The sequence below is a fragment of the Rahnella victoriana genome, assembly GCF_004330295.1.
GTDB classification, from domain to species: Bacteria; Pseudomonadota; Gammaproteobacteria; order Enterobacterales; family Enterobacteriaceae; genus Rahnella; species Rahnella victoriana.
The window spans coordinates 200,710-219,582 of record NZ_SJOJ01000002.1; the positions used below are offsets into that span (position 1 = coordinate 200,710).

Consider the following 18,873-nt stretch of genomic DNA (forward strand, 5'->3'; position numbering starts at 1 on the left):
TGATAAACGCTTACAATTCGTGGCAAAAAAGCCGCTAAATTCATATCGCTGAAAATTCTGTAATGTTATACCGTTACGCCCGGTCAACTTCGCACTTACAGGCCTGAAGCCTGCGTCGCGGGTTATTTTTTTCTCTATTTGCCGGAACGGTTATGAGCATAAATAAGGCATCCGGATGTGATGACGTCAGTAAGCCGCTGCGCTTTCAGTCAGCCGCCGGTCACACGCGCTGGCTGAACGGGCTGATCAACGGGATCATGGTGATCAGCAGCGTGCTGTATCTGATCTTGCTGATGTTGTATCTGATCTCCCCGCAATCGGTCTGGCCGTGGGTGACCGGCAATATCATGGCGGCGATGTGGGTTTGTGCGGCCTCCCTGCAATGCGCCCGGCGCATCTCCCGCTGGCGGGCGCAACAGTTTGCCCCTGCGGTGGCCACCGCCACGCCGGACGCGCCTTCCGGATTTTTCCAGCGTCTGATTGCCCGCCCGTGGATGCGTCCGGTTTTGCGGTATGTCGACGCGCACGTGTTCTTCCAGGCACTTCCTGCGTTAGCCGCATTACTGCTTATTACGTTGTTGTGGCAACTGCCGTTACCGGCAAATGAAGCGGGTAACGCAGGGCTGATTGCCGGTTCGGTATTCATTCTCTGCGCCTTTGCCGTCCTGGTTCTGGAGCGTCACTGGACGTTAAAAAATCCGCTGGAATGGCCGGAAGCGGCAAAGCTGGCACCGCTGATGCGTATGATGATTGGCGTCTTTTTGCTGACGGCGCTGGCCCTGATGTTTGCCCGTGGTGACCGCGTGTGGCCTGCGCATCTGCTGGTGCTGACTGGCGGATTACCGGCACTGGTGGCGCTGGAGCTTTTCCTGCGTGCGCTGATGGCGGTGTTTTCGCCGCCGCGTGAGGATAAAGAGCCGGAGTTTATTGCCGCAAGCCTGCTGGCCGCGCAGATTTGCTGGCCGCCGCGCCCGTTACAATTTGTTCAAAACGAACTGCATCAGCATTTTGGCATCGATCTTCGCCAGATCTGGGCGTTCCAGTTTATACGCCGGGCGCTGCTGCCGCTGGGCGCCATCTTGCTGCTGACCGGCTGGCTGCTGACGGGCATCAGTGAGGTGCCGCTGACGCAACGGGGGATTTATGAATCCTTCGGTAAACCGGTGGCGGTCAGGCAGCCCGGTTTACATATCGGTTTACCCTGGCCTTTTGGCCGCACGCTGATGGTCGATAACGGCGAAGTGCATGAACTCACCACCGGATCAGAAGAACCGATGCCCCCCGCGCCAGCTGAGGTGGCCGATACTGCCGAAGGTCCGGCACCGGAAAGCGCGAACCGGTTGTGGGATTCGAATCACAGCAGCGACAAATCACAAATCATCGCCAGTGCCAGCAATGACCGTCAGAGTTTTCAAATCATGGATATGGACGTGCGCTTTGTGTACCGCGTCGCCATGAACGATAACGCGGCGATGGCAAGCCTCTATCACACTGAGAATATGCCGGTGCTGATCCGCAGTATCGCCAATCAGGTGCTGGTGCATGATTTTTCCTCACGCACCCTCGACAGCCTGCTGGGCAGTGAACAGACACGTCTCGCCGCAGACATTGGCCGCAACGTGCAGGCGCAGCTTGATCACCTCAACAGCGGTGTGGAACTGCTGGCGACCGTGATTGAATCTATCCATCCGCCTGCGGGCGCGGCTGATGCTTATCACAGCGTGCAGGCAGCACAAATTCTGGCGCAAAGCGCGATTGCCGGTGAGAAAGGGCAGGCCGCACAGCAGCTGAATGCCGCACAGCAATTTGCCCGTCTGGCGCTCGATACGGCCACGGCACAAAGTCATGAAAGCCGCGATCAGGCGCAGGTCATGGCGCTGCGGTCTGACGCAGAAAATCAGGCGTGGCAGACCGGTGGACAGTCCTTCCTGACCGAGCGTTATTTCAGCCAGCTGATTCTGGCAATGCAACAGCATCCGAAGGTTCTGATTGTCGATCACCGTATCGGGGGCGAAACGCCGCCGGTGCTGGATCTGAGAAATTTTACCCTGCCATTTACGCCCGGCGCGGATAAAGCGGCGCATCCTGTTAAAGCGGAGACTACCCGGTGAGTGATTCTCAACAACCTGACAGCCATCAACACGATCACGACGCCCACGGCGGGCATCATCACGGTGGCGGACATCACCATCACCATCATCATTCCGGCCCTGCTGCGCCCAAACTCTGGCGACGGGTCACGGTTGCCGTGGTGCTGGTTGCGCTGATTGCCGCCACGGCCTGTCTGGTGCAGGTGCGTTCCGGCGAAGCGATGGTCATCACCCGTTTCGGTGATCCGGTGCGCGTTCTGCTCAATCCGGGACTGGCGTGGCATCTGCCGGTGCCGCTGGAGACCGCTATCCCGGTGGATTTGCGTATCCGCACCACGTCGAGCGGTTTGCAGGATGTGGGCACGCGCGATGGCCTGCGCATCATTGTGCAGGCGTATACCGTCTGGCAGGTGAAAAACGATCCCCTGCATGTGCAGCGGTTTATCCGTGCGGTACAGAATCAGCCGGATATGGCGGCGGCGCAGATCCGGACGTTTATCGGTTCGGCGCTGGAAACCACCACCAGCGGTTTTGCGCTGGCGGATCTGGTCAACACCGACGCCAGCAAAATTCGTCTCTCCGGTTTTGAACAGCATTTGCATGACCAGATTGCCCGTCAGTTGCTCGACAGCTATGGCATCGAACTGGTGCAGGTGGGCGTTGAACGGCTGACGTTACCTTCCGTCACGCTCGATGCAACTGTGGACCGCATGCGTGCAGAACGGGAAACCATCGCCACCGAGCGTTCTGCCGAGGGCAAGCGACAGGCGGCGGAAATCCGTTCTTCTGCTGAACGCGACGCCCGCGTGATGAAGGCCGATGCGTCCGTTAACGCGGCCAATATTGAAGCGCAGGCGCAGGTGCAGAGCGCGGCGATATACGCCAAAGCCCGCGCCGGTAACCCTGAATTATACGACCTGCTGCGCTCGCTCGACACGCTCAGCAATGTGATGACACCGGGCACACAACTGGTGCTGCGCACCGATGCGGCACCGTTCCGGCAACTGGTTGAAGGCCCGCCCACATTACCGGCTGCTACCAGCGGATTGCGGCCATGAATCCGTTATCCCGCTTTCAGGGAAATGCCTGGTTTCAGGCGGGGCGGATGGCGTATCTGGCGCTGTTTGTCCTGACGCTGATTGCCGCCGCCAGCTGGCTGTTTTCCAATGTCCGGCAGATAGAGCCGGATAAGCGTGCGGTGGTGATGCGCTTCGGGGCGGTTTCCCGCACGGCGGGAGCCGGGCTGCTTCTGGCGTGGCCGGAACCGCTGGAGCAGGTGGACATTTTACCCGCCGCTGACCGGGTGATTGAACATCATGTTACCGCTTTGCTGAGAGCGGAAACTGTCCCGGCATGGACCAATACCGGCGGCGAGAAAAGTGACGCGGTCGCCGGTGCGGGCTATCTGCTGACCGGCGATGCCGGTGTGGTTCAGCTGGATGTGCAGGTGTATTACGTCATCACCGATCCGGTGGCGTTTGTGTTGCAGGGGGAGCATGTGTTACCGGCGCTGGATCGCTTAACCGAGCATGCGGCGGTGGCGATTTGTGCCTCACGCGATCTGGATACCATTCTGGTGGCGCGTCCGGAAATGGTGGGTAACGGCAATCATATTGCCGAACGTCGTGAACGGCTGCGCGGCGATTTACGTCAGGGCATTAATCAGCAACTGGCGGCTCTCAGCGCGGCAGGCAGCAGCGCCGGTATCGAGGTGCGGCGCGTGGACGTGCAGTCATCTCTGCCACCGTCTGCGGTTGATGCATTTAACGCGGTACTGACGGCCAGCCAGCAGGCGGAGCAAAACATTGCCAGCGCCGGTAACGAGGCCGCCCGCGTTCATCAGGATGCCGTTCAGTCGGCCGACCGCGCTTTGCAGGTTTCTCATGCCAAAGCCAGCGAACAGATTGCGCGGGCCTCCACGGAGACCGCGACCATCGTGCAACTGGCCGATGATCATTCCCCGGAATTACTCTGGCGTTTATGGCGCGAACGGATGCCTGCTATTCTCGCCCATGCTGGCGGCGTTACGGCCGTTGATCCCCACGACGACGCACATCTGATCCTGCCGGGGCCAGATCGTCCTTCCTCTCAACCCTGAGGTATTACTACTGTGACGTCTGTTTCTTCTGAAGAACCGCCAATTTCGCCATCGAAAGGGGCACTGTTAACGCGCCATGAACAGCGGAACATGGCGGCGCAATTGCTTCTGGCGATGGCGGCAATGGGTCTGTTGCTGTGTGGCTGGATCTGGCAGGGGGTATTCCCGCAGCAAAGCGATGTCGGACAAATTCTGTTTGGCCTGGCGTCGCTGCTGGTGGCGGTGCCGGTTCTGCGATCGGCGATTTACAGTTTGCGCAATCCCAGCCTGCATGGCGTGACCGATCAGCTGATTGCGTTAGCCATGCTCGGGGCGTGGGCCACCGGCGATCTGATGACCGCCGCCTTGCTGCCGGGGATCATGATTTTTGGTCATATTCTGGAAGAACGTAGCGTGATGGGTTCGCAGGAGGCCATCGATGCCCTCAGCCAGCTGACCCGCAGCCGCGCCCGCCGGATATTCCCTGACGGTAAGATTGAAGAGATCGATAACCACCTGTTGCAACCCGGCGACCGCGTTGAAGTGCGCGCCGGTGACCGGCTGCCCGCCGATGGACGTGTTTTATCCGGCAGCGCCAGTCTGGATACCGCGCCGATCACCGGGGAATCTGTGCCACAGGAAGCCCGGGCGGGAGATGACGTTTTCGGCGGAGCCATTAATCTGGACGGACTGCTGACGATCGAAATCACACGCACCGGTGCGCAGGCCACGCTGGGAAAAGTGATTGCGCTGATGCAGGAAGCCGAACGCGCCAAGCCGCCGATCACCCGTCTGCTCGAACGTTATGCCGGACAATATCTGGTGCTGATCCTGCTGATTGCGGCGGCAACCTGGTTTGTTACCCGCGATGCTCACGCCATGCTGGCAGTGCTGGTCGCCGCCTGTCCGTGCGCACTGGTGCTTTCCGCGCCCGCCACAGCCATCGCCGGGATCGCCGTGGCCGCGCGTCACGGTATTCTGATCCGCAGTTCGGCATTTCTGGAGGAACTGGCGGATCTGAATGCCATTGTGGTGGATAAAACCGGCACGCTGACCCACGGAGAACTGCATCTGCAACGAACCGTACTGGCAGACAATCAATCCGCGGAAGCCGCGCTGCGGCTGGCGGCCAGTCTGGGGGCAGCGAGCAGTCATCCGGTCAGCCGGGCGCTGGCGAAGTTACTGCCGCGTGACCACTATTTGCCGCTCGACGCCGTGTCAGAACAGCAGGGCATGGGCGTGCGGGCGCAAACCGAACAGGGCGAGGCGCTGCTGGGCCGTCCTGCTTTTTTCAGCCAGAACCGTATCGCGGTGACGGACGAACCTGAACATGACGGTCCGCTGGTCGGGCTGGCGCTGAACGGGCGTTTCATCGGCTGGCTGCTGCTGGCGGATTCATTACGGCCTGAGGCGCAGACCGCGCTGGCTGAACTGCGCCAGCTGGGGCTGCAACGACAGCTTCTGTTAACCGGCGACCGCGCCAGTGTGGCCCATCGTATTGCCGGTGAAGTGGGTATCGATGAGGTGGTGGCGCAGGCGTTGCCGGAAGATAAGCTGCAACATGTTTCTGCACAAATCGCACAGGGCTTCCGGCCGATGGTGGTCGGTGACGGCATTAATGATTCACTGGCGTTAAAAGCGGGTGTCGTGGGGATTGCAATGGGCGCGGGCGGCAGTGATATTGCACTGGCCTCCGCCGACGTGGTGCTGATCGGCAGCGATTTACGTCGTCTGGGCACCTGTGTCCGCCTGAGCCGGGCATGCCGTCACGTACTGAAAGTGAATGTGCTGATAGGGCTGGGCTGGACGCTGATCGTCATGGCGGCGGCCGCGCTGGGATGGCTTGGCGCGGGCGGCGTACTGATTGCCGCGTTGCTGCACAATCTCAGCACCTTGCTGGTGCTGGGTAACGCCGGACGTTTACTGCGTTTCGACGAGCCGCTTTAAGAAAGCAAAAGGGCGCAAAATATTGCGCCCTTGAAAAAACGAGGTGTCGGGAAAGTATTAAAGCTCAGCTTTAAACGTATGCAGGCGGCGCATGGTTTTTTCCAGGCCTTCCTTCATCAGCAGTTCAGTACAGCGCAGTGACTCATCAATCGCATCGTCAATCAGCTTCTGTTCATTGGCTGGCGGCTTGCCCAGCACAAATCCCACCACTTTGCTTTTATCACCCGGATGGCCGATGCCAATGCGCAGACGGTAAAAGTTCGGGTTATTACCGAATTTGCTCTGAATATCTTTCAGACCGTTATGGCCGCCGTTACCGCCACCGAGTTTAATTTTCGCCATGCCCGGCGGGATATCCAGCTCGTCATGGGCGACCAGAATTTCATCCGGCTCAATGCGGTAGAACTGCGCCATTGCCAGTACTGCTTTGCCGCTGAGGTTCATAAAGGTGGTCGGCACCAGCAGACGCACGTCCTGACCGGCCAGCGACAGGCGGGCGGTATAGCCAAAAAACTTACTTTCTTCTTTCAGTTGCTGGTTGTGCTGGCGGGCGAGGAGGTCGACGTACCAGGCACCGGCGTTATGGCGGGTCTGGGCGTACTCGGCGCCGGGATTGGCCAGTCCAACGATCAATTTAATGCTGCTCACGATGTTCACTTCTTTAGCGGGTGAGGTGTAGCGGGCTAGTTTACCTGTCACTTTTGGCTGTGCCAAACATCCGACGCGTTAATTCGCCGCAGATAGGCAGGTTTTTGAATAGTTTATAGTGCTAACTATTTACCCTTCGAACGTATATGACTGGAAAACGTAAAGATTTGTCATTCAATGTTCTCCGTATGTGATCGTGACCGCAAAGTGAACCGGATGGGACGTCTATAGTTAAGGCAGGAAAAGACAAGATAGCAATGATGCTAAGACTATCGACAACTGGAGGTGACAGATGAAACGTAAAACCGCAACAGTATTAGGCAACGGCCTGATGGGACTCGGTTTGCTCACAATGGTCGTTGGTGTTGGCTATTCCATATTAAATCAGTTACCTGAGCTTGGCCTGCCGCAGTTCCTTGCGCATGGCGCCATCGCCAGCATCTTCGTCGGCGCAATTTTGTGGCTGGCAGGGGCGAGGATTGGCGGACGTGAACGCGTCGCAGATCGTTACTGGTGGGTGCGTCACTTCGACTCCCGCTGCACCAACAGCAAGTCACACCGCCATTCCTGAGTGTGACTGGCCTGCAGTAAAGCCTGACCATAAAAAAAACCGTTGTCGCTTACACGATAACGGTTTTTTGCATTTCTGGTTCCTGCACGACAAACGCCCCTGAAAACAGGGGCAGGATGATCAATGCTCGAACATGGCAGAAATGGATTCTTCGTTGCTGATACGGCGGATAGCCTCAGCCAGCATGCCTGACAGGGTCAGGGTACGGACTTTTTTCAGCGCACGGATTTCCGCAGACAGCGGAATGGTGTCACAGACAATCACTTCGTCGATGACGGAGTTTTTGATGTTTTCCACCGCGTTGCCGGAGAAGATCGGGTGAGTGGCATAAGCGAATACGCGTTTAGCACCGCGTTCTTTCAGTGCTTCGGCAGCTTTACACAAGGTGCCGCCGGTATCGATCATGTCATCAACCAGCACGCAGTCACGACCCGCAACATCACCGATGATGTGCATCACCTGAGAAACGTTTGCGCGTGGACGACGTTTATCAATGATGGCCATATCCGTGTCGTTCAGCAGTTTTGCTACGGCACGGGCGCGGACAACACCGCCGATGTCCGGAGAAACGACAATCGGGTTTTCCAGATTCTGTTGCAGCATGTCTTCGAGCAGAATAGGGCTGCCGAAAACGTTGTCTACAGGTACATCGAAGAAGCCCTGAATTTGTTCTGCGTGCAGGTCGACAGTCAGAACACGGTCAACGCCCACGCTGGACAGGAAGTCAGCAACCACTTTCGCGGTGATGGGCACACGGGCAGAACGCACCCGGCGATCCTGACGTGCATAGCCAAAGTAAGGAATAACGGCTGTGATACGACCAGCGGAGGCGCGGCGTAAGGCATCAACCATCACGACCAGTTCCATCAGGTTATCGTTAGTAGGCGCGCAGGTGGACTGGATAATGAAAATATCTCCGCCACGTACATTTTCGTTAATTTGCACGCTTACTTCACCGTCGCTGAAACGACTGACGGCGGCGTCACCAAGGCTGGTGTATAAACGGTTGGCAATACGTTGTGCTAGTTCCGGGGTGGCGTTACCAGCAAAAAGCTTCATATCAGGCACGAGAAGAACCTCAGGCTTGCGTCCAGGGAAGACATTGGCTTTTGGCACCACCGGGCGGTGAGCGGTACCAAAGCATTATGCTCACGATACTTCTAAATCTTACTACTTAAATCTGTTGAATAATTGGCTGGCAAAGAACAGACACAAAACCACTGTGACTCTCTACGCTTTGCCCGCAGTTCTCAACCAGACGTCACGAAAACGATGCAACGGCGAAATATTAACACCTTGCGCAACAAAACCCCGACTCCACGATGGCATTTTGTCCAAAACCTGACGGGCGGCAGACTCGGTGTCGAATTCTGCAAACACACAAGCACCGGTTCCGGTCAGTCGCGACGGCGCGTATTCTAACAGCCAAGAAAGAAGCTGTTCAACCTCGTAAAAACGTTTTCTCGCAATCGGTTCGCAATCATTTGCGTAAGGCGTGTTCAAAAGCACATTAACAGGGCGTTTTGCTGTATTTCTGGTCAGTTCAGGATCGCCAAAAATAACCGGGGTCGGAATACTCACGCCGGGGTGGGCGACCAGATACCATTTTTCCTGCGGTTCAACCGGTTGCAAAATCTCACCAATGCCTTCAGCAAAGGCAGCATGACCCATCACAAACACCGGCACATCCGCGCCGAGCGTGACACCAAGCCGGGCCAGTTCGCTATCGGATAAACCACACGCCCACAACGTATTCAGCGCCACCAGCACGGTCGCTGCGTTCGACGAACCGCCGCCCAGACCGCCACCCATTGGAATATGTTTTTGCAGGGAAATGTCAGCGCCCAGAGTGATCCCCGCATGCTTTTGCAGCAGGCGGGCGGCGCGAACCACCAGATTATCTTCGTTTGCCACGCCTTCAACCGGCGTGGTCAGCACGATATTGCCGTCCGCGCGGAGGTGAAAACTCAGGCTGTCGCCGTAATCGACAAACTGAAACAGTGTCTGTAAATCATGGTAGCCATTCGGGCGCTGGCCGGTGATATAAAGGAACAAATTGAGTTTAGCCGGAGAAGGCCACAATTGCTGTGTCATCTCAGTTTAACGTCCAGTTATCCATTTTCAGTTTGATGCGCTGTTCGCCCTGGGTCATTTCCAGACGTTGCGGGAGGGAAGGTTTAGCATCGGCATCATAGCTCTGATACACCACCGTACCCGGTTTGCCATTCTGCGTGAAATTCACCTGAGACAGACGATACTGGCTGTCGAGGGTGAAATCAGTGCCATCACCCGGCAGACCGAGCATCCATAAACGCAGGTTAGCCAGCGGGATCGACATACCGGTCAGTTTCTGGATCATGTCATCCGGATTATCACTGGTGTAATGCTTGCCTTGATTATTGGTCAGCTGCGCAATGCCGCTTTGCACTTTCAGCTCCATTTCGGTGCTGCCCAGCGGATTGGTCAGCAATAAACGGTAGCTGTCCGGAGAATACTGTTGCCAGAAGAAGCGGGCATAGACTTTCTGTTTATCGGAAAGATAGGCGAAAGAACCACGGGTCTGATAATGCTCAAGTTGTTTCACCTGAGCTTCATGCTCGCGCCATTGCGGAGATGTCGGGCTGGTCGCCGGGCCTTTCGGTGCATTTATTGAACAAGCCGCAAGGACTAAGCTTGCAAGAGGGAGAAGGCGAACAAAATGTGCTTTACGCATTGGCATAACAGATTAAATCCTTTGTGCTTTGGCGAAATGGGGTGCCAGGGCAAATGTGGCGTGCGTCAGTTTAGCACAGCAGAAGCGTTGGATGATCTCAACCCTGCGCAGATGATCGGCGATCAATTCGTTTTGGGACAATGCTGATGTGTAAAAGGATTTAACCGAAGGTGCTGTTCGCCTTTTATTGATCTCGCGCATCTTGTAGAATGCGCAGCAGACGTAAACCCATACTATTATAAAGTATAAGTCGATAATCGCTCCCCATATGACCCTGCTTGCATTAGGTATCAACCACAAAACCGCCCCGGTGTCTCTGCGTGAACGGGTAACTTTTTCACCCGAGACCCTCGATCAGGCGCTCTCCAGTCTGCTCCAGCAACCGCTGGTGCAGGGCGGTGTCGTGTTGTCTACCTGCAACCGCACTGAACTGTATCTGAGTGTCGAGCAACAGGAAAACCTGCAAGAGCAACTGGTGAAGTGGTTGTGCGATTATCATCATCTCAGTGAAGATGAAGTCCGCAAAAGTCTGTACTGGCATCATGATAATGACGCCGTCAGCCATCTGATGCGTGTCGCCAGCGGTCTGGATTCGCTGGTACTGGGCGAGCCGCAAATTCTCGGTCAGGTCAAAAAAGCCTTCGCCGAATCGCAAAACGGCCAGGCCGTTTCCGGTGAACTGGAGCGTCTGTTCCAGAAATCTTTCTCCGTCGCCAAACGCGTGCGCACGGAAACCGATATCGGTGCCAGTGCTGTTTCTGTGGCGTTTGCGGCCTGTACGCTGGCGCGTCAGATTTTCGAATCCCTTTCTGAAGTGAATGTGTTGCTGGTCGGTGCGGGTGAAACCATCGAACTGGTGGCGCGTCATCTGCATCAGCACAATGTTCGTCACATGATGATTGCCAACCGTACGCGTGAACGCGCGCAGTCGCTGGCAACAGAAGTGAATGCGGAAGTGATCAGCCTGCAGGATATCGATTCCCGTCTGGCAGAAGCCGACATTATTATCAGTTCCACCGCCAGCCCGCTGCCGATCATCGGTAAAGGCATGGTGGAGCGCGCATTAAAAGCCCGCCGTAACCAGCCGATGCTGATGGTGGATATCGCCGTTCCGCGGGATATCGAGCCGGAAGTGGGCAAACTGGCTAACGTTTATCTGTACAGCGTCGATGACCTGCACAGCATCATTCAAAACAATCTTGCTCAGCGTAAAGCGGCCGCCATTCAGGCGGAAACCATCGTCGAGCAGGAGAGTTCCAACTTCATGGCCTGGCTGCGTTCGCAGGGAGCCGTTGAAATTATTCGTGATTATCGCTCGCGTGCTGATATTATTCGCGCCGACGCACAAGCAAAAGCTCTGGCTGCCATTGCTCAGGGTGCTGACGTCGAAGCGGTGATCCATGAATTAGCCCACAAATTGACAAACCGCCTTATTCACGCACCAACCCGTTCCCTGCAACAGGCAGCCAGCGACGGTGACGTGGAGCGTTTGCAAATTTTACGCGACAGCCTCGGGCTGGGTCAGCAATAGTTCTCCTTTTCTCACAGGGTTAAACACCACGCATGAAGCCTTCTATTGTTGCCAAACTGGAAGCGTTACAAGAGCGCCACGAAGAAGTGCAGGCGATGCTTGGCGATGCCAGCGTTATCGCTGATCAGGATAAATTCCGCAGTCTTTCCCGCGAATATTCTCAGTTAACGTCCGTCTCCGAATGTTTTCTGGCCTGGCGTCAGGCGCAGGATGATTTAGAAACGGCTGAAATGATGCTCGACGATCCTGAGATGCGCGAAATGGCGCAGGACGAGATCAAAGACTGCAAAGCCACTCTCGAAGAACTCGAACAGAAATTACAGCTTCTGCTGCTGCCAAAAGATCCTGATGATGAACGCGGTTGTTTCCTTGAAATTCGCGCCGGAACCGGCGGTGATGAAGCAGCCATCTTTGCCGGTGATTTATTCCGTATGTACAGTCGTTACGCGGAATCGCGTCGCTGGCGTGTGGAAATTGTCAGCGCCAGCGAAGGTGAACACGGCGGCTATAAAGAAGTGATCGCCAAAATCAGCGGCGACGGCGTTTACGGTCAGTTCAAATTTGAGTCAGGCGGTCACCGCGTTCAGCGTGTGCCGGAAACCGAATCTCAGGGGCGTATCCATACGTCCGCCTGTACCGTGGCGGTATTGCCGGAAATTCCTGAAGCCGAACTGCCGGAAATCAACGCGGGCGATTTGCGTATTGATACCTTCCGTTCATCGGGCGCAGGCGGCCAGCACGTTAACACCACCGATTCTGCTATCCGTATTACCCACATTCCAACCGGTATTGTGGTGGAATGTCAGGACGAACGTTCGCAGCATAAAAACAAAGCCAAAGCGATGTCTGTGCTGGGCGCGCGTATCCGGGCGGCAGAAATGGCGAAACGTCAGGCGGAAGAGTCTTCGACACGCCGTAACCTGCTCGGCAGCGGTGACCGTTCCGACCGTAACCGTACCTATAACTTCCCGCAGGGGCGTGTGACCGACCACCGTATCAATCTGACGATTTACCGTCTTGATGAAGTGATGGAAGGCAAACTCGACAGTCTGATCCAGCCGATCGTGCAGGAATATCAGGCTGACCAACTCGCCGCGCTGTCTGAGCAGGACTGATGGATTTTCAGTCCTGGCTGCGTGATGCCACCCGTCGTCTTGCTGCGGGTGAAAGCCCGAAGCGGGATGCTGAAATTTTGCTCGGCTTTGTCACCGGCCGGGCAAGAACCTTTATTATGGCATTCGGCGAAACGCCGCTGACCGCTGAACAACTTCAGCAACTGGACACTCTGCTGGCGAGACGCGAGCAGGGCGAGCCGGTGGCGTATCTGACCGGTGAGCGCGAGTTCTGGTCGCTGCCCTTATCTGTTTCTCCCGCAACATTAATCCCCCGTCCTGATACCGAGTGTCTGGTTGAACAGGCGCTGATGCGATTATCTGCAGAACCTGTCAGCGTGCTGGATCTCGGCACAGGAACTGGCGCGATTGCGCTGGCGCTGGCCAGTGAACGCCCGGATTGCCAGGTCACCGGGGTCGATCTCCAACCTGATGCCGTGAGCCTGGCGCAACATAATGCGCAAAAGCTGGCGATCCCCAATGCGCGGTTTTTGCAGGGGAGCTGGTTTGCGCCGGTAGAAGGCGAACGTTTCGCGCTGATTGCCAGCAATCCGCCGTACATTGATGCTGCCGATCTCCATCTGAGTGAAGGCGATGTGCGTTTTGAGCCTGCCAGCGCGCTGGTAGCAGAAAACGCCGGTCTGGCTGATCTGGCTCATATCATTCAGGCGGCACCCGCGTATCTTCAGCAGGGGGGCTGGTTATTGCTGGAGCACGGCTGGCAGCAGGCATCTGATGTGCAGGCGCTGTTCCGTGATGCCGGTTATCAGCAGGTCGGGACCGTGAAAGATTACGGGGACAATGATCGTGTCACGCTCGGTCAGTGGATTTCCGCACGCCCTTAGTCATCACTTCAATGAATAAAAATCTAAAAAACAAAGGATACGGGCAATGGCATATGTCTGGATTAAGCATCTGCATCTGGTCACGATCACCCTGAGTATTGGTTTGTTTGTTTTACGATTTTTTTGGAAATGGGCGGGTTCTGCTATGATGCAGAAACGCTGGGTGAAGATCGTTCCACATATCGTGGACACGTTGCTGTTATTAAGCGGTATTTCGCTTATCTTCATCACACACTTTTATCCGTTCAGCCCGCAGGGAACCTGGCTGACCGAAAAGATTTTTGGCGTTATTATCTATATCGCGCTGGGTTTTGTGGCCCTGAGCAAGCGACCCGTCAGTCAGAAAACCCGCTGGCTGGCCTTTATTCTGGCGCTCGCTTGCTTGTATCTGATTCTTAAACTGGCGCTGACGAAAATACCGCTGCTAATGGGATAACTATGAGTACCCTTGCTGATTTTGAATTTAACACCGCTCCGCTCAGTACCGGAGTGATCAAAGTAACGGAATCCGTGCGTTTTGATTTCAATGCGGACGACGTTCGCCACCAGTTACAAGCGCTGGTCGATGAAGCACGCCGTGTCGTTCCTGAAGATCTGGATCAGGATCAGCAGCTCGAAGCGTTGATTGAACTGTTCTACCGGACCTGGGGATTTGGCGGGGCGGGCGGCGTTTACCGGCTTTCTGATGCCATCTGGATAGACAAAGTGCTGTCATCCCGTCAGGGCACGCCGGTGTCGCTTGGCGTGATTTTCCTGCATATCGCCCATGAGCTGGATTTGCCGCTAATGCCGGTGATTTTTCCGACCCAGCTCATTATGCGTGCCGACTGGCTCGATGAAGAGATGTGGCTGCTCAACCCGATTAACGGCGACACGCTCAACGAGCATATGCTCAGCGTGTGGCTGAAAGGCAATCTGGGTGTGATGGCGGAAATCGAAGACGATGATCTGGATGAAGCGGAAAATACGCTGATCGTGCGTAAGATGCTCGATACGCTTAAAGCCGCGCTGATGGAAGAGAAACAGTTCGAGCTGGCGCTGCGTGCCAGCGAAACGGTGCTGCAGTTTGATCCGGAAGATCCGTATGAAATCCGCGACCGCGGGCTGATTTACGCCCAGCTGGAATGCGACCATGTGGCGATTTCTGATCTCAACTATTTTGTTGAACAGTGCCCGGAAGACCCGATTTCAGAAGTGATTAAAGTGCAGATCCATTCGATCGAGCACAAGCAAGTCACCTTGCACTAATTTATACTTACCTTACGTCACATCGGGCAAGACAAGATAAAACAAGACGTTATCCTCTTGCCGGGTGAAAGATTTATCACTAAAAAGGCCAAAGCATGAAACATAAAGTGGTTAGCATTCAGGACATCAACGTCGCCAACGATCTGCCGTTTGTGTTGTTCGGTGGGATGAACGTACTCGAATCGCGCGATATGGCGATGCGGGTGTGTGAACATTACGTCACCGTGACACAGAAACTGGGCATTCCTTACGTGTTCAAGGCGTCTTTCGATAAAGCCAACCGCTCATCTATTCATTCTTACCGTGGTCCGGGGCTGGATGAAGGCATGAAGATTTTCCAGGAGCTGAAAAAAGCATTCGGCGTGAAAATCATCACTGACGTTCATGAATCCTGGCAGGCACAGCCTGTTTCCGAAGTCGTGGATGTGATTCAGTTGCCAGCCTTCCTGGCCCGCCAGACTGATCTGGTTGAAGCGATGGCGAAAACCGGCGCCGTCATCAACGTGAAAAAACCTCAGTTCGTCAGCCCGGGTCAGATGGGTAACATCGTTGATAAATTCAAAGAAGGCGGCAACGATCAGGTGATTCTGTGTGATCGCGGCAGCAACTTCGGTTATGACAACCTGGTTGTCGACATGCTGGGCATGAACGTCATGATCAATGCTACCGGCGGCCATCCGGTAATCTTCGACGTAACCCACGCCCTGCAAACCCGTGACCCGTTCGGTGCCGCTTCCGGCGGTCGTCGTGCGCAGGTGGCAGAACTGGCACGCGCTGGTATGGCGGTCGGTATTGCAGGTCTGTTCATCGAAGCGCACGAAGATCCGGAACACGCGAAATGCGACGGTCCTTCTGCATTGCCGCTGGATAAACTGGAGCCGTTCCTGGTGCAGATGAAAGCTATCGATGATCTGGTGAAAAGCTTCCCGGCGCTCGATACCAGCAAATAATCTGTCTCAGCCAGATAAAACAAAGGCGACCTTCGGGTCGCCTTTGTCGTTTAGCGGATCGGCTTTTTACAGCGCGTCGTGCAACGAACTGTGGAAACTCAGTTTGCCTTCCACCGGCTGCATTCTGGCGCGGGCCAGCGTTTTCAGCGGCTGGAAAGGGATCTCAGCCATCCGCAGTTCGGTATCCTGCGGCAAGGTGTCGATGAAATGACGCAAGGCACTGACACCACCGGCGTCCAGAACGGCCACGCGATCCCACAAGAGAACAATGACTTTCTTGCCTTCGCTGCGCACCTGCAACTCACTGAAAATACGTTCTGCGGCGGCAAAGAACAGCGGGCCGTTAATCCGCAATACCAGCGTATCTTCCGGTGTATCGGCGAGTACTTCCGTCAGACGGGTCAGTTTGGCGATACGGCGCATAAACAGCAGCGATGCCATGACGATACCGGCGGTGATCGCAATCACCATGTCGAACAGCACCGTCAGGCTCATGCAGGTCAGCATCACCAGAATGTCGTCTTTCGGCGCACGACGCAGCAAATCCACCACTTTATGCGCTTCACTCATGTTCCATGCCACCATCAGCAGCAGCGCCGCCATGGCCGCCAGCGGCAGCCATGACAGCAGCGGGGCGAGAATGAGCAGGGCGAGGATCACCAGCAGCGAGTGAATAATGGCCGATACCGGTGACGTCGCACCGGCGCGAACGTTCGCCGCGGAACGGGCAATCGCCGCCGTTGCGGTAATGCCGCCAAAGAACGGGCTGACCATATTCCCGATACCCTGACCGATCAGCTCATTGTCGGAATGGTGTTTCTTACCGGTCATGCCGTCGAGCACCACGGCGCACAGCAGGGATTCAATCGCGCCGAGCATGGCCATTGAAAACGCCGCCGGTAACAGCGCCTGAACCAGCGACCAGCTGAGGCCCGCCTCACCGTGTTGCCCCCAGGGCAGCGCGAACTGCGGCAGAATCGGCGGAATACCATTGCCTTGTGAACCGTCGGGCAACAGAAAGTGGAAACGCGAACCGATGGTTGCCACCGGATGCCCGGCCTGCATGAAGACGGCCATCACCGCGCAGCCCGCCAGCAGCGCCGGAAGATGTCCGGGGATGCGTAATCCCAGTTTCGGCCAGATAATCAGCACGCCCAGCGTCACGATGCCGATGGCCGCATCGCCGGTATCCAGCGTCGGCAGCGCCATCACCAGCGCGGCAACTTTGCTCAGATAATGCTCCGGCACCGTCGCCATGGTCAGACCGAAGAAGTCTTTAAACTGCATCGTCCCGATGGTGATCGCAATGCCGGAAGTAAAGCCGAGCGTGACCGGCAGCGGAATGTATTCAATCAGCCGCCCGAAGCGCGCCAGCCCCATCAGCAGAAGCATGACGCCTGACATAAGGGTTGCCAGCAATAACCCGGACAAACCGAATTGCTGTGACACGGGATAGAGGATGACGACAAAGGCCGCCGTCGGACCGGAGACGCTGAAACGCGATCCGCCGAAAACCGCAATGACAATCCCGGCAATGGCCGACGTATACAGCCCGTATTGCGGCGGTACACCACTGCCTATCGCCAGCGCCATCGCCAGCGGGATGGCAATAATTCCCACGGTGACGCCCGCAATGGCATCTTTGAGTAAACGTTGAAGCGTATATTTTTCACGAAAACAGGCGTCTATCAGTGCGCTGAATGGCCTGATATGGCGTCTTCCTGAAGTATTCATAGGATATAAATCACCTGACAGAGGAATGGATATCAACCCGGTATTCCTTCACCGGAAAAAACGTAGCCTACGCCTTTCAGACCCGCCTCGCGTAGACATAAATCAAGGCTTGTTAACACAAAGGGGGACGGCACACCTTTCAGTGTAATTCTTCGCAATGTGATGTGCCGCCAGATATTTGACACATGAATACGATGAAGGCATTCATCATCTATATTTAAGTTAATACCCGTAAATCAGCCGGGGAAAGCGTGGGAGGACGCACTTATCTATGCCGGACATCTTGTCGCTGTGGAGTTTGTATGCGGATATTTGCGTTACGTATGCCACGCTTTCAATCAGTTTTTTTGTACTGAGTCGCAGCGAACCTTTTACCTTCAAGGGTTCCCACTGGAAACGGGTGATATTTGGCGTCATTGCCGGGATTACGGCGCTTTATCTGCGTGGCAATCAGCTCGTGCTGACGGACAACCTGTCGTTCAGTTTTGAAATGTTGCCCATGATTTTAGTGACATTTTTTGGCGGCTGGCTGAGCGGGTTGTGCAGTTTCCTGACGGCGTTCTTTTTCAGCGGAATGCTCACCCTCAATAATCTGTTTATCGCCATTATTCTCGGCACCTTATTTATATTCCGGGTCTGGCGCAGGCGTAAACATCGGGAATTGTACATTACGATTGTGCTGGTCGGTATTTTCCGCTTGCTGCTGGTGTCGGGATTGCATGGCATTAAAGTGCCGTGGACAGAACTTATTTTCTATCAGGTGATTGCGGCGTTCTGCATGATCTTGTGTTATCACGCGTTAAATTATAAAGAAATCTATATGAATAAAGTCTTCACCATTCGCGTGAAGGCTGCCACTGATGAACTGACGCAAATTAATAATCGCGCCAGTATTGATTACTGGCTGGCGCAGCGGCAGATCCAGCGCGAAGCCTGCGGATTAATTCTGCTGGATATTGATAACTTTAAACGGGTGAATGACACGCTGGGGCATCTGGTCGGAGATCGCGTATTAATTGAAGTCGGGCGTTTACTGCGCCATCTGACCCGCAACGATGATTTTGCCGGGCGTTACGGCGGCGAGGAGTTTCTGATCATGACGTCGGCCTACGATCCGGACACGCTGTTGTCGATTGCCGAACGTATCCGTCAGGAAGTGGAAAACTGCGTGATCATGCTTGAGGACGGACGCGAGCTTAAAGTGACGGTGTCGCTGGGGGTGTCGCTCTATCTGCCGGGCATGATTATCCGTAAGTCACTGAAACTGGCCGATCTCTCGCTTTATGAGGCGAAACGGCAGGGCAAAAACCGCGTGGTGGGCAGTTCGATACTGACGCTGGCGGCGCTGGGGCACAAACGTCATTATTCCAAATTATAAAAAGGAGCCGCAATCCGGCTCCTTTTGAT

At 55.5% G+C, this 18,873-nt stretch carries 17 protein-coding genes; 12 read left to right on the forward strand and 5 right to left on the reverse strand.

Annotated elements, in window-relative coordinates; all coding sequences use genetic code 11:
* Positions 1-152 precede the first annotated feature (152 nt).
* The 4 genes from EYY67_RS02675 to EYY67_RS02690 are packed head-to-tail and all read left to right on the forward strand — an operon-like array spanning position 153 to position 6,114.
* Positions 153-2,111, forward strand: a complete 1,959-nt coding sequence (locus EYY67_RS02675) for an SPFH domain-containing protein (protein WP_131692767.1) — start codon at positions 153-155, stop codon at positions 2,109-2,111.
* Complete coding sequence (gene hflC, locus EYY67_RS02680) at positions 2,108-3,148, forward strand: protease modulator HflC (RefSeq protein ID WP_131692768.1); 1,041 nt, start codon at positions 2,108-2,110, stop codon at positions 3,146-3,148. Before EYY67_RS02675 ends, hflC begins: the two co-directional genes overlap by 4 nt.
* The gene (gene hflK, locus EYY67_RS02685; protein ID WP_013575595.1) at positions 3,145-4,188 is read left to right on the forward strand and encodes a protease modulator HflK; all 1,044 of its coding nucleotides are present in this window, start codon (positions 3,145-3,147) and stop codon (positions 4,186-4,188) included. Before hflC ends, hflK begins: the two co-directional genes overlap by 4 nt.
* Positions 4,189-4,200: 12 nt before the next feature.
* Positions 4,201-6,114 (forward strand): heavy metal translocating P-type ATPase, encoded by a 1,914-nt coding sequence (locus tag EYY67_RS02690; RefSeq protein ID WP_131692769.1) that lies wholly within the window; start codon positions 4,201-4,203, stop codon positions 6,112-6,114.
* A gap of 57 nt (positions 6,115-6,171) precedes the next feature.
* Here the strand turns inward: EYY67_RS02690 and pth are convergent, their stop codons facing one another.
* Positions 6,172-6,762, reverse strand: coding sequence for an aminoacyl-tRNA hydrolase (gene pth, locus EYY67_RS02695; RefSeq protein ID WP_165497936.1), 591 nt, complete (start codon positions 6,760-6,762; stop codon positions 6,172-6,174).
* Positions 6,763-7,054: 292 nt separating this feature from the next.
* Between pth and ychH the strand changes: the two genes are divergently transcribed.
* Positions 7,055-7,333, forward strand: coding sequence for a stress-induced protein YchH (ychH, locus tag EYY67_RS02700; protein WP_095921986.1), 279 nt, complete (start codon positions 7,055-7,057; stop codon positions 7,331-7,333).
* 120 nt (positions 7,334-7,453) lie between these two features.
* Here the strand turns inward: ychH and prs are convergent, their stop codons facing one another.
* The 3 genes from prs to lolB all read right to left on the reverse strand — a co-directional run bounded on the left by prs (position 7,454) and on the right by lolB (position 10,052).
* A complete protein-coding gene (gene prs / locus EYY67_RS02705) occupies positions 7,454-8,401 on the reverse strand; it encodes a ribose-phosphate diphosphokinase (RefSeq protein ID WP_013575591.1) in 948 nt (315 codons plus the stop codon).
* Positions 8,402-8,563: 162 nt separating this feature from the next.
* Positions 8,564-9,427, reverse strand: coding sequence for a 4-(cytidine 5'-diphospho)-2-C-methyl-D-erythritol kinase (gene ispE / locus EYY67_RS02710; protein WP_131692770.1), 864 nt, complete (start codon positions 9,425-9,427; stop codon positions 8,564-8,566).
* Between the two features lies 1 nt (position 9,428).
* Positions 9,429-10,052 carry a lipoprotein insertase outer membrane protein LolB gene (gene lolB / locus EYY67_RS02715; RefSeq protein WP_095921988.1) on the reverse strand — a complete coding sequence of 208 codons (624 nt, stop codon included), beginning with the start codon at positions 10,050-10,052 and terminating at the stop codon, positions 9,429-9,431.
* 262 nt (positions 10,053-10,314) lie between these two features.
* Here lolB and hemA point away from each other — a divergent pair, with 262 nt between their 5' ends.
* From hemA to kdsA, 6 genes are all read left to right on the forward strand, one after another.
* Positions 10,315-11,577, forward strand: coding sequence for a glutamyl-tRNA reductase (hemA, locus tag EYY67_RS02720; RefSeq protein WP_095921991.1), 1,263 nt, complete (start codon positions 10,315-10,317; stop codon positions 11,575-11,577).
* A 32-nt stretch (positions 11,578-11,609) separates the two neighbouring features.
* Entirely contained in the window at positions 11,610-12,692 is a 1,083-nt protein-coding gene (prfA, locus tag EYY67_RS02725; protein ID WP_095921992.1) for a peptide chain release factor 1, read from the forward strand.
* Positions 12,692-13,534 carry a peptide chain release factor N(5)-glutamine methyltransferase gene (gene prmC / locus EYY67_RS02730; RefSeq protein WP_131692771.1) on the forward strand — a complete coding sequence of 281 codons (843 nt, stop codon included), beginning with the start codon at positions 12,692-12,694 and terminating at the stop codon, positions 13,532-13,534. The genes prfA and prmC overlap by 1 nt, the downstream gene beginning before the upstream one ends.
* 46 nt (positions 13,535-13,580) lie before the next feature.
* Positions 13,581-13,970 (forward strand): SirB2 family protein, encoded by a 390-nt coding sequence (locus tag EYY67_RS02735; protein ID WP_095921994.1) that lies wholly within the window; start codon positions 13,581-13,583, stop codon positions 13,968-13,970.
* Positions 13,971-13,972: 2 nt separating this feature from the next.
* Positions 13,973-14,782, forward strand: coding sequence for an invasion regulator SirB1 (gene sirB1, locus EYY67_RS02740; protein ID WP_095921995.1), 810 nt, complete (start codon positions 13,973-13,975; stop codon positions 14,780-14,782).
* Between the two features lie 95 nt (positions 14,783-14,877).
* Positions 14,878-15,732 (forward strand): 3-deoxy-8-phosphooctulonate synthase, encoded by an 855-nt coding sequence (gene kdsA, locus EYY67_RS02745; RefSeq protein ID WP_095921996.1) that lies wholly within the window; start codon positions 14,878-14,880, stop codon positions 15,730-15,732.
* A 66-nt stretch (positions 15,733-15,798) separates the two neighbouring features.
* On the opposite strand, the gene dauA is transcribed toward kdsA, so the two are convergent.
* Positions 15,799-17,466 carry a C4-dicarboxylic acid transporter DauA gene (dauA, locus tag EYY67_RS02750; protein WP_131692772.1) on the reverse strand — a complete coding sequence of 556 codons (1,668 nt, stop codon included), beginning with the start codon at positions 17,464-17,466 and terminating at the stop codon, positions 15,799-15,801.
* A 271-nt stretch (positions 17,467-17,737) separates the two neighbouring features.
* On the opposite strand from dauA, the gene EYY67_RS02755 reads away from it, so the two are divergent.
* A complete protein-coding gene (locus EYY67_RS02755; protein WP_095921998.1) occupies positions 17,738-18,844 on the forward strand; it encodes a GGDEF domain-containing protein in 1,107 nt (368 codons plus the stop codon).
* Positions 18,845-18,873 lie beyond the last annotated feature (29 nt).

What these genes read in the sequence shown, in the direction of transcription:
- EYY67_RS02675 (WP_131692767.1), top strand. Translation starts at nt 153, where the DNA reads ATGAGCATAAATAAGGCATCCGGATGTGATGACGTCAGTAAGCCGCTG.
- hflK (WP_013575595.1), top strand. Translation starts at nt 3,145, where the DNA reads ATGAATCCGTTATCCCGCTTTCAGGGAAATGCCTGGTTTCAGGCGGGG.
- ychH (WP_095921986.1), top strand. Translation starts at nt 7,055, where the DNA reads ATGAAACGTAAAACCGCAACAGTATTAGGCAACGGCCTGATGGGACTC.
- ispE (WP_131692770.1), bottom strand. Translation starts at nt 9,427, where the DNA reads ATGACACAGCAATTGTGGCCTTCTCCGGCTAAACTCAATTTGTTCCTT.
- lolB (WP_095921988.1), bottom strand. Translation starts at nt 10,052, where the DNA reads ATGCCAATGCGTAAAGCACATTTTGTTCGCCTTCTCCCTCTTGCAAGC.
- hemA (WP_095921991.1), top strand. Translation starts at nt 10,315, where the DNA reads ATGACCCTGCTTGCATTAGGTATCAACCACAAAACCGCCCCGGTGTCT.
- prfA (WP_095921992.1), top strand. Translation starts at nt 11,610, where the DNA reads ATGAAGCCTTCTATTGTTGCCAAACTGGAAGCGTTACAAGAGCGCCAC.
- prmC (WP_131692771.1), top strand. Translation starts at nt 12,692, where the DNA reads ATGGATTTTCAGTCCTGGCTGCGTGATGCCACCCGTCGTCTTGCTGCG.
- EYY67_RS02735 (WP_095921994.1), top strand. Translation starts at nt 13,581, where the DNA reads ATGGCATATGTCTGGATTAAGCATCTGCATCTGGTCACGATCACCCTG.
- sirB1 (WP_095921995.1), top strand. Translation starts at nt 13,973, where the DNA reads ATGAGTACCCTTGCTGATTTTGAATTTAACACCGCTCCGCTCAGTACC.
- kdsA (WP_095921996.1), top strand. Translation starts at nt 14,878, where the DNA reads ATGAAACATAAAGTGGTTAGCATTCAGGACATCAACGTCGCCAACGAT.
- dauA (WP_131692772.1), bottom strand. Translation starts at nt 17,466, where the DNA reads ATGAATACTTCAGGAAGACGCCATATCAGGCCATTCAGCGCACTGATA.
- EYY67_RS02755 (WP_095921998.1), top strand. Translation starts at nt 17,738, where the DNA reads ATGCCGGACATCTTGTCGCTGTGGAGTTTGTATGCGGATATTTGCGTT.